Below are 9,004 nucleotides of genomic sequence, written 5' to 3' on the forward strand. Positions count from 1 at the left end.
CGATGACGACGCCCACGCACGACCGCTCCCGACGCGCCGCCGCGCTCGTGTTCCTTGCGTTGGCGCTCGTCACGGCGGGCTGCGATCAGGCGGCGAAGCACATCGCGCGCGAGGCGCTCGGTGACGGCGCCGTGCACGAGTTCCTCGGCGGCGTCGCACGCTTCCAGCTCGCGCACAACCCGGGTGGCTTCCTCAGCCTCGGCGCGCGCCTCGACCCCGAGCTGCGCCACGCGATCTTCGTGTTCGGCGCGCCCGCGCTGATCGCGCTCTTCCTCGCGGTGTCGTACCGCGCGGCGCTCGCGAGTCGCCTCGCGCTCGCGGGCCTCGCGCTCGTCGCCGGCGGCGGGCTTGCGAACTGGGCCGATCGGCTGATCCACGCCGGCACGGTCACGGACTTCGTCAGCCTCGGCGTCGGTGCGCTGCGCACGGGCATCTTCAACGTCGCCGACGTCGCGATCATGCTGGGTGCGGCGCTGTTGTTACTGCCCGCACGTCAGCGCGAGGAAGCGCGCGATGGCTGACGCCGCGCTGTGCGCTCACCTCGCGTCGCTCGCGCCCGGCGCGGGGATGCCGGAGATCGCGCACGCGTTCTTGTTCCAGAGCGGCGCGATCGACGCGGTCGTGCGCTGCCCGGAGTGCGGCGCCCACGCGCTGCTGCGCATGCTCGACTGGGCGCCGCCCGCGTACACCGCGCGCGTCTACTCGCTGGCCGCGCTGCGCGAGGCCGACGTCGCGCTCTACCTGCGCAACCTCGCGCGCGGCAGCTGCCAGGTCTCGCGCGCGAGTGCGGAGCTCGACGCGCTGGTCGCGTCCGCGGGCGCGTGCGAGCGCCTCGTCGCGCTCGACGTCGCGAGCGAGCGCCTGATCGCGAGCGCGCCGCTGCCGCAGGGCCTGTCCGGCGAACCCGCCTTGTTCCCCGCGCGTCTCCCGCGAGCAAACGACGAGCGCTGGTTCGCAGCGCTCGGGCTCACGAAGAGCGAGGTGAGATCCGCCGCACGATGAAGCTCGAGATCACCGCGGTCGACCTGACGAGCAGCTCCGACGTCGCGGCGCTGCTCATGCTGCTCGATGCCTACGCGCGCGACCCGATGGGCGGCGAGAAGCCGCTACCCGACGAAGTGAAGGCACGCCTCGTGCCCGACCTGCGCGAGCGCATCGCGCGCGGCGCCGCGGTCGTGCTGATCGCTCGCCGCGAAAGCGCGCCCGTGGGCGTGGCGGTGTGCTTCGCCGGCTACTCGACCTTCGCCGCGCGCCCGCTCCTGAATCTCCACGATCTCGCGGTCGTGCCGGCAGCGCGCGGCGCCGGTGTGGGGCAGGCACTGCTCACCGCCGTCGACGCGCAGGCCCGCGCGCGCGGCTGCGGCAAGGTCACGCTCGAGGTGCGCGAGGACAATGCGCGCGCGCGGCGGCTCTACGAGCACACCGGCTTCGTCGACTACTCGCCTGGCGGCGAGCGCACGCGCACGCTGTTTCTCGAGAAGAAGCTTTGAGCGCCGATCTCGCGCTGTTCGTGGTCGCGGCGCTGCTCGTCGCGCTCGGGGTCGCGGGGTTGTTGCTGCCGGGACTGCCCGGTGCGCCGCTGGTATTCGCGGGCCTCGTCGTCGCCGCTTGGGCGGAGGGTTTCGCGTACGTCGGCTTCTGGTGGCTCGCGCTGCTCGCAGCGCTTGCGGCACTCACGTACGCCGTCGACTTCGCGGCCAGCGCGCTCGGCGCGAAAAAATTCGGCGCCTCGCCACGCGCAGTCGTCGGCGCGGTGCTCGGCGGCTTCGCAGGGCTCTTCTTCGCCCCCCGCGGCCTCTTGTTAGGCCCGTTCGCCGGTGCGCTCGCCGCCGAGTACAGCCTGCACCGCGACTGGGAAACGGCGCAGCGCGCGGGCTTCGGCGCCACGCTCGGCCTCGTGCTCGGCGGCGCTGCGAAAATTGCGCTGGTCAGCGTGATGATCGGCATCTTCGTCGCGGTGCGTTTCTTCGGCGGTCCGGAGTGAGCGCGCCGCTCGGGAAGTAGCGCTGCGCGTCTGCGCCCCCGCGGCGTAGGATGCGCGCATGCGCATCCTCCTCCCCGCCGCGTTGTCTCTGCTGATCACGCTCGCCGCAGCCGCCGAGTCGAGCGACTCGCCTGGCGCCGTCGTCGAGGCCTATCACGCCGCGCTCGCTGCCGGCGACGCGGCCGCCGCGGAAGCGCTGCTCGCACCCGACGCGATCGTGCTCGAGAGCGGCTACGCGGAGACGCGCAGCGAGTACCTCTCGCACCACCTCGCCGCCGACATCGAGTTCTCGCGCGCGATCGCGCAGCGGCGCAGCAACGTGCGCGTCGTCCGCGAAGGTGACGTGGCGTGGGTGAGCTCGACCTCGCGCGCCGAGGGCGAATTCCGCGGCAAGCCGGTGAAGAGCGAGGGTGCGGAGCTGATCGTTCTGTCGCACACCGAGGGGCGCTGGCGGATTCGCGCGATCCACTGGTCGTCGCACGCGGTGAAAGCCGCGGAGTGAGCGCACGCCGCGGCTTCGCGATCGCGTGCGCCGCGAGCCTCGCCGCGACCCTCGGCGATTTCGCGATGCTGCTCGTCTCGACGGCTGGCCACTTCGCCCGCAGCGTGGAGGCGCCCGAGGCGCTCGTCTGGCTCGGAGGCGCGCTCGGGGTGATTTGCTTGCCGCTCCATACGCTCGGCTACGCCGCCGCGGCGCGCAGCGTGTTTGCGGGCGCGCCGATCGCAGCGCGTGTGACGCGCATCGCTGGGATCGCGGCATCGCTGCTCGGCGCCGTGATCCACGGACTCACGGCGCTCGCGATCCAGGCGCAGCTCGAAGCCGGCCCGGGCGCAGCGCCCGCGATGGCGCCGCTCGATGCAGTCGCGCTCTCGCCCGAGCTCGTCGCGCTCTGGAGCGCGGCAGGCCTGTGCGCCCTCGCGGCGTGCGGAGCGATCACGCTCTGCGCGGCCAGAGGCCATAACAAGTGGGCGCTCGCCACGCCACTCGCGCTGAGCCTCGCGCTCGCTGCGCTCGGCAGTGCGACTGAGCTCGGGAAGTGGCTCCTGCTGCCGGCCGCTCCCAACCTCGCGCACCTCGGATTCTTCGCGCTCGGCTGGTCGCGCACGCGCGGCTCCTGAGCGGCGCGCGGCTCTGCGCGACCCGTTAGGTTGCGCGGGAAGGAGCCGCGATGTTCAAGACCTGCCCGAGCTGCGGAGACGAGTTCGTTCCGCACGTCGAGCTGTGCCCCGATTGCCGCGTGCCGCTGCGCGCGCCGGGCGAGAGCACGCCGGCCGCGAGCGCTGCGCCCGCAGGTGAGCTGCGCGAAGCCGTGATGCTCCGCGCTGGCGACGTGAGCGAGCTGCGCGAGCTCGCCGAGCGCCTGACGACTGCGGGCATCGAGTGCGCGATCGACACGGATCCGCCGGGCCAGAACCTGGGCGCTGCGACGTCGCGACGCGCCGCGGTGGGCGCGCCCGCGCGCCTCGCGCTCTACGTCGATGCGAACGACGCGCAGGCTGCGGTCCGGGTGCATCAAGCGTGGATCGCCGACGTGGTTCCCGACTCCGGCAGCGCCGGCGAGGTCGGCATCATCGAGGCGTGTCCGGGCTGCAGCGAGCCGGTCGCGGTCGGCGCAGCGGCGTGCGCCTCGTGCGGGCTCGAGTTCCCGGAGCTGCAGGTCGCGTGTCCGCAGTGCGGCCAGGGCGTCGAGCCGGCGGCCGATCACTGCGGGCACTGCGGATATCGCCCGTGAGGCAGACGCTCGGCGCCGCGTTCATCTCGTTCGCAGCGCTCATCGGTCTGCTCGCGCTCCTCAGGGAACCTCCCGCGCCCCCGCCGCCGGGCGCGCGCGGCGTCGAGGACGTGGTGCTGCTGCACGGCCTCGGCCGCACGGATCGCGCGATGCGTCCGCTCGAAGACGCGCTCACGGGCGCGGGCTACCGCGTGCACAACCTCGCGTACCCGTCGCTCGCGAAGGCGCCGGCCGAGCTTGTTACGGACATCGCGGCGCAGGTGGACGCCTGCTGCGCGCGCGCCGAGAAGCTGCACTTCGTGACGCACTCGCTCGGCGGCCTGCTCGTGCGCGCGCTGCTCGCGGAGCGCGCGCTGCCGAACCTCGGGCGCGTGGTGATGCTCGCGCCGCCCAACAACGGCAGCGAGTACGGCGACCTCGCGCGCGAAGCGAGCGCGAGCGCCGCCGAGCTCGTGCCTGCGATCGCGGCGCTCGGCACCGACCCCGAGGGCTTCGCACGCACCCTGCCGCCGCCGCACTACGAGGTGGGCGTGATCGCGGGCACGCGTAGCGTCAACCCGCTCGACGTGAGCCTCGTGGCTGGCGAGAGCGACGGCGCCGTGTCCGTGGCGAGCACGCAGCTGCCGGGCATGGCCGACTTCATCGCGCTCGACGCCACCCATTCCTCGATCCGCCGCAAACCCGATGTGCACGCGCAGGTGATCGCGTTCCTGCGCGAAGGCCGATTCGCGAGCGAGCCGCAGCCGGTGAGCGCAGGCGTGCTCGGAACCAGCCCGCGCTGACGCGCGCGGGGTCTGACCCCATTTCGTTGCACCGCGATCGGCCACTTGGGGTCTGACCCCTTTGTGCCATCGCGACGGTTTCGGGGCCGCCGTTTGCGTTCGCTCGCGTCCGCTCGTGGCATGATGCGTCCGCTTGCGCCCGCCGAGGTCTCGATGACGAACGCCCCCGCGCTCGTTCTGCACATGTTTCCGTCGTCGCACTACAACGAGAAGGCGCGCTGGGCGCTCGATTGGAAGGGGCTCGCGCACACGCGCATTCCGTACCTGCCCGGCCCGCACGCGCCGCAGATTCAGCGACTCTCGCGCCAGCAGGCGACACCGGTGCTCCAGATGGGCGCGCGCGTGATTCCCGGCTCTGCCGCGATCATCGATGCGCTCGAGCGCGAGTTCCCGCAGCGCGCGCTCTACCCCGCGGATCCCGTGCAGCGCGAGCGCGCGCTCGAGCTGCAGCGCGAGCTCGACGAGGAAGTCGGCCCCGCGGTGCGCACGGTCGTCTTCTCGGCGCTCGTCCCCGAGCTCGACTACTTGTGCGCGATGTTCACCAAGGGGCAACCGCGCTGGAAACGCGGCGTCTACCGCGCACTTCTTCCCCTCGTGAGCCCCGTGATCGCGAGAGCCAACGGCGTGACGGCAGAGAACGTGCCGCGCGCATTCGAGCGCACGCAGCGAGCGCTCGACGACGTAGCGCGGCTCGTGGGCCCGAGCGGGCAGATCGTGGGCGACGCGTTCAGCGTGGCGGACCTAACAACCGCCGCGCTGCTCGCGCCGATCGTGCGCCTCGAGCATCCCGACATGAAGCAGCCGCAGCCGATCCCCGCGCGCGTCGCGGAGCTCCTCGCTCGCTTCGAGAAGCACGCCGCGGTGCAGTGGGTGCAGCAGCAATACGCGAAGCACCGGCCCGCCTCGTGCGCGGTGGCGTAGCGCGCATGAAGGGTCTGCACCGCTTGCTGCTGATCCTCGCGCTCGCTCTTCCGGCGCTCGTGCTCGCGACGTACGTGCTCGGCGAGATCGTCCCGCTCGGCACGCTCTACACGCGCGACGCCACCGGCGAGCTGCACGCGACGGAGCTTTGGGTCGTACAGCACCGCGGCTCGCTCTGGGTGCGCGCCGCCCGCCCCGGGCGCAGCTGGTTCGAGCACATCGAGGCGAACCCCGAGGTCGACCTCGAGCGAAGCCGCGTGCGCGCGTCGTTCCGCGCGGTGCCGCACCGCGACGACGCGACACGGGCGGCCGTCGACCACGCGTTCCGCGAGCAGAACGGCGCGATCGATTGGTGGTACGGCGTGCTGCTGCGCAGCGACGCGATTCCGATCGAGCTCGTCCCGAAGCGCTGACGCGCAAACTTCACCGGCGACGCGCCGCAAGCCGTGGAAGCTTCCGCATCGCACGCGCGGAGGCGGGATGCAGAAGTACGTGGCCGAAGCGGTCGGCACCTTCGCGTTGGTGTTCGCGGGGACCGGCGCGATCGTGATCGATGACGTGACCGGCGCGGTGACACATCCCGGTGTCGCCGCCGTGTTCGGGCTCGTGGTCGCAGCCATGATCTACGCCGTCGGCGACGTCTCGGGCGCGCACTTCAACCCCGCCGTGACGTTCGGCTTCTGGCTCGCGCGAAGGCTGCCCGCGCGCGAGGTCGCGCCGTACGTCGCGAGCCAGCTGGTGGGCGCGTTCACCGCGAGCTTCGCGCTGCGCCTCCTGTTCGCGTCGCACGAGACGCTCGGCGCGACGTTGCCGGCGGGCAGCGAGCTGCAGAGCTTCGCGCTCGAAGTGGTGATCACGTTCGTCCTGATGTTCGTGATCCTCGGAGTCACCGCGGGCCCGCGCGAGAACCCGCTCGCGGGCGTTGCGATCGGCGCCGCGGTGTGGCTGTGCGCGCTCTTCGCGGGACCGATCTGCGGTGCGTCGATGAACCCCGCGCGTTCGCTCGCGCCGGCGCTCGTGTCGGGAACGCTCGCGAGCCTCTGGCTGTACGTCGCCGCGCCGCTGCTCGGCGCCGCGCTCGCGGTCGCCGCGACGCGCCTTGTCAGGGGAACCAGCGAGGCTCAGCCCGGGCTCCACTCGTAGCGCACGTCGGGCTCGCTCTCGGGCGGCGGGCTCACGCCGAACGCGACGGCGCGGAAGCCACGCGCCTCGTAGAACGCGCGGGCGCGCTCGTTGCGTTGGTGCGTAAAGAGCCAAACGCCGCCGGCGTGAAGACGCTTCGCGTGATCGAGCAGCGCGGAGCCCGCGCCGCGGCCTTGCGCATCCGGGTCGATGAACAGCTGGTCCACGTGATCGCCCTGAAGCGCCATGAGCCCGACGACTCTGCCCGCGCGCTCGGCCAGCCAGATCTCACCGCGCGCGCACAGCACGTCGCGGAAGAACGCGAGGTCTTCCTCGGGCGTGTGCGCCTGCTCGACCGCGATCCACCAGAGCGCGCGCTTCTTGCCGCGCGTCCACATCGCCACCACGAGCTCGAGCTCGTCCGCGCGCATGAGCCTCAGCGTGTACGAAGTCTCGTCAGCCATCGCGGCGCGGGTGATAGCGTGCGCCGGGTCCGCGAGGAGGCGCGCATGGCCGACGAGATCCGCGTGGAAACCTGGACGCCGGAGCTCGCGCTACGCGGCGAGGACTTGATCTACGAATTCAACGTGGCCGCGACGGGCATCACCGACGGCGGAATGTTCGCGTTCACGGTAAGAGGCGAGGAAGGTCGTCTACTCGGCTGTGCGCTCGGCCACACTTGGGGCGGCATGTGCGAGCTGAAGACGCTGTGGGTGGAGCAAGCGCTGCGCCACCGCGGCCTCGGCCGCGCGCTCGTGCTGCGCGTGATCGACGAAGGCGAGGCGCACGCGTGCACGCAGCTGCTGCTCTCGACGCACTCCTTCCAAGCACCGTCCTTCTATGCGCGGCTCGGCTTCAGCGAGCTGTTCCGCGTGAACGACTACCCGCGCGGCCATGCCATGGTTTTCATGCTGCGCCATCTTTCGCCGCGCCCTAATCACTCGCAGTGAGCGCTCGCCTCGCCGCTCGCGCGCCGAAGATCACGGCCGCGAGCACGCCGACCACCGCGATGGTGAAGAGCGCGTAGACGAGCCAGTTCGCCGCGGGTCCGCCGGGCGCGAGACCGCGCACCTGCGCCGCCGCCGCGAGAGTCGCGGCGAGGATGTTCCCGTAGCCCGTCGCGAGCGCGCCGAGACGGAACCAGCGCTCCTCGCTGCCAGCGAAGCGCAGCAGCGGCGTCGCGGCGCCGAGCAGCACGACGAGCATGCCGTTCAACAGGCCCTCGAGGTGCGCCGTGCGCCACGCGCGCTCGGCCTCGGCGCCCCAGCTCTCGTTGATCGCGCTCGCGTAGGGGAAACCGACGAGCAGCCCGAGAAAGATCACGACGAGCCCATGCATCACGAGCGTCGCGGCGGTTCGCTTCTGCATCGCGCCCCCCAGAATTGTTAGGTAATCCGAGCTTCGAGCCAGCGGTGGAACTGCCAGTTGCAGCGCTCGAGGTGCGAGAGACGCCCGCGCGTCGCGAGCGTGCTGCGCAGCCCCTGCTGCACGCTCTCGCAGGCGCGGACGTCTTCGCGATGAATCGCCTCGAGCGCGCTGCGGAGACCCATGCGCTGCTCCTCCGTCGCCTCCGGCGGCGCGAGCGGGTGAATGCGCAGCGTGAAGCGGTCGGCGCTGTGAGGAAGGAGCTCGTACCAAACCGCCGAGTCCGGCGTTACCGCGAAGAGCTGCAGCGGGAACGCGCAGCACACGAGGAAGTCGGCGAGCTGCGCGTGGCTCAGTCCGGGAGTCACCGGGAGGAACGCGGCGCCCGGCTCGCCCGTGCGCGTCGGGTTGTGCAGCACGGCCCACGGGCCGCCGCCGTTCTCCTCGCCCCACGTCACCGCCCCCGGAAAACCAGGCTCGAGCGTCTCGGGGTGGATGCTCGTGACGTGATAGCTCTCCATGAAATTCTCGATCATCAACTTCCAGTTCCACGGCGAGTCGAGCTCGAGCGGCGGTAGCGAGCGCATGCGCCCGGGCTGATAAGGCGCCACGAGCTTCTCCATCCCCGACAGCTGAGGCGCGAGCGGCGCCGCGCTCGCGTCGAAGCTCAGGTAGAGCCAGCCGAGCCAGCTCTCGACGCGCAGCTCGGGGAGGCGGCAGCTCGCGCGATCGAAGCCCTCCGCGCGGTCCATCTGCGGCGCCCCTAACAAGCGGCCGTCGAGCGCGAACGTCCAGAGGTGGTACTTGCACTGAAGCGCGCGCGCGTTGCCGCGGCCCTCGGCGACGCGGTGCCAGCGGTGGCGGCAGACGTTCGAGAGCACGCGAACGCGGCGCTCGTCGTCGCGCACCGCGACCAGCGGCTCGCCGAAACGCTCGAACGCGAAGTAGTCCCCCGCGTCGGGCAGCCAATCCTCGCGCCCGAAGCAGATCCAGCCGCGCCGGAAGACGCGCTCGACATCGCGCGCGTAGTGCGCGGGGTCCGTGTAACACGCGGGATCGAGGGTCTCGGCGCGTTCCAGTCGCTCGGCGACCCGCAT

15 protein-coding genes are annotated in these 9,004 nt (G+C 71.9%); 12 read left to right on the forward strand and 3 right to left on the reverse strand.

Features of this window, described 5'->3' with window-relative positions:
* Positions 1-2 precede the first annotated feature (2 nt).
* From FJ091_07970 to FJ091_08020, 11 genes are all read left to right on the forward strand, one after another.
* Positions 3-521 carry a signal peptidase II gene (locus FJ091_07970; GenBank protein MBM4383295.1) on the forward strand — a complete coding sequence of 173 codons (519 nt, stop codon included), beginning with the start codon at positions 3-5 and terminating at the stop codon, positions 519-521.
* A complete protein-coding gene (locus tag FJ091_07975; GenBank protein ID MBM4383296.1) occupies positions 514-1,002 on the forward strand; it encodes a hypothetical protein in 489 nt (162 codons plus the stop codon). The genes FJ091_07970 and FJ091_07975 overlap by 8 nt, the downstream gene beginning before the upstream one ends.
* The gene (locus tag FJ091_07980; protein ID MBM4383297.1) at positions 999-1,490 is read left to right on the forward strand and encodes a GNAT family N-acetyltransferase; all 492 of its coding nucleotides are present in this window, start codon (positions 999-1,001) and stop codon (positions 1,488-1,490) included. Before FJ091_07975 ends, FJ091_07980 begins: the two co-directional genes overlap by 4 nt.
* Positions 1,487-1,984, forward strand: coding sequence for a DUF456 domain-containing protein (locus FJ091_07985; protein ID MBM4383298.1), 498 nt, complete (start codon positions 1,487-1,489; stop codon positions 1,982-1,984). Before FJ091_07980 ends, FJ091_07985 begins: the two co-directional genes overlap by 4 nt.
* A gap of 58 nt (positions 1,985-2,042) precedes the next feature.
* Positions 2,043-2,486: a nuclear transport factor 2 family protein gene (locus tag FJ091_07990; protein MBM4383299.1), complete on the forward strand. Its 444-nt coding sequence runs from the start codon at positions 2,043-2,045 to the stop codon at positions 2,484-2,486.
* Positions 2,483-3,103 (forward strand): hypothetical protein, encoded by a 621-nt coding sequence (locus FJ091_07995; protein ID MBM4383300.1) that lies wholly within the window; start codon positions 2,483-2,485, stop codon positions 3,101-3,103. Before FJ091_07990 ends, FJ091_07995 begins: the two co-directional genes overlap by 4 nt.
* Before the next feature lie 50 nt (positions 3,104-3,153).
* Positions 3,154-3,717, forward strand: a complete 564-nt coding sequence (locus FJ091_08000) for a zinc ribbon domain-containing protein (protein MBM4383301.1) — start codon at positions 3,154-3,156, stop codon at positions 3,715-3,717.
* Entirely contained in the window at positions 3,714-4,499 is a 786-nt protein-coding gene (locus FJ091_08005; protein MBM4383302.1) for an alpha/beta fold hydrolase, read from the forward strand. The genes FJ091_08000 and FJ091_08005 overlap by 4 nt, the downstream gene beginning before the upstream one ends.
* Before the next feature lie 153 nt (positions 4,500-4,652).
* Complete coding sequence (locus FJ091_08010) at positions 4,653-5,420, forward strand: glutathione S-transferase (GenBank protein ID MBM4383303.1); 768 nt, start codon at positions 4,653-4,655, stop codon at positions 5,418-5,420.
* A gap of 5 nt (positions 5,421-5,425) precedes the next feature.
* Positions 5,426-5,833, forward strand: a complete 408-nt coding sequence (locus FJ091_08015) for a hypothetical protein (protein ID MBM4383304.1) — start codon at positions 5,426-5,428, stop codon at positions 5,831-5,833.
* Between the two features lie 67 nt (positions 5,834-5,900).
* Positions 5,901-6,563, forward strand: a complete 663-nt coding sequence (locus FJ091_08020; GenBank protein ID MBM4383305.1) for an aquaporin — start codon at positions 5,901-5,903, stop codon at positions 6,561-6,563.
* On the opposite strand, the gene FJ091_08025 is transcribed toward FJ091_08020, so the two are convergent.
* Positions 6,542-7,006, reverse strand: a complete 465-nt coding sequence (locus FJ091_08025; protein MBM4383306.1) for a GNAT family N-acetyltransferase — start codon at positions 7,004-7,006, stop codon at positions 6,542-6,544. The genes FJ091_08020 and FJ091_08025 overlap by 22 nt on opposite strands.
* Positions 7,007-7,051: 45 nt before the next feature.
* Between FJ091_08025 and FJ091_08030 the strand changes: the two genes are divergently transcribed.
* The gene (locus FJ091_08030; protein MBM4383307.1) at positions 7,052-7,492 is read left to right on the forward strand and encodes a GNAT family N-acetyltransferase; all 441 of its coding nucleotides are present in this window, start codon (positions 7,052-7,054) and stop codon (positions 7,490-7,492) included.
* On the opposite strand, the gene FJ091_08035 is transcribed toward FJ091_08030, so the two are convergent.
* Positions 7,476-7,910 carry a hypothetical protein gene (locus FJ091_08035; GenBank protein ID MBM4383308.1) on the reverse strand — a complete coding sequence of 145 codons (435 nt, stop codon included), beginning with the start codon at positions 7,908-7,910 and terminating at the stop codon, positions 7,476-7,478. The two genes, FJ091_08030 and FJ091_08035, sit on opposite strands and share 17 nt — an antisense overlap.
* Positions 7,911-7,927: 17 nt before the next feature.
* Positions 7,928-9,004 (reverse strand): aromatic ring-hydroxylating dioxygenase subunit alpha, encoded by a 1,077-nt coding sequence (locus FJ091_08040; protein MBM4383309.1) that lies wholly within the window; start codon positions 9,002-9,004, stop codon positions 7,928-7,930.

The sequence above is a fragment of the Deltaproteobacteria bacterium genome (assembly GCA_016875395.1).
Classification (GTDB): Bacteria; Myxococcota_A; UBA9160; order UBA9160; family UBA6930; genus VGRF01.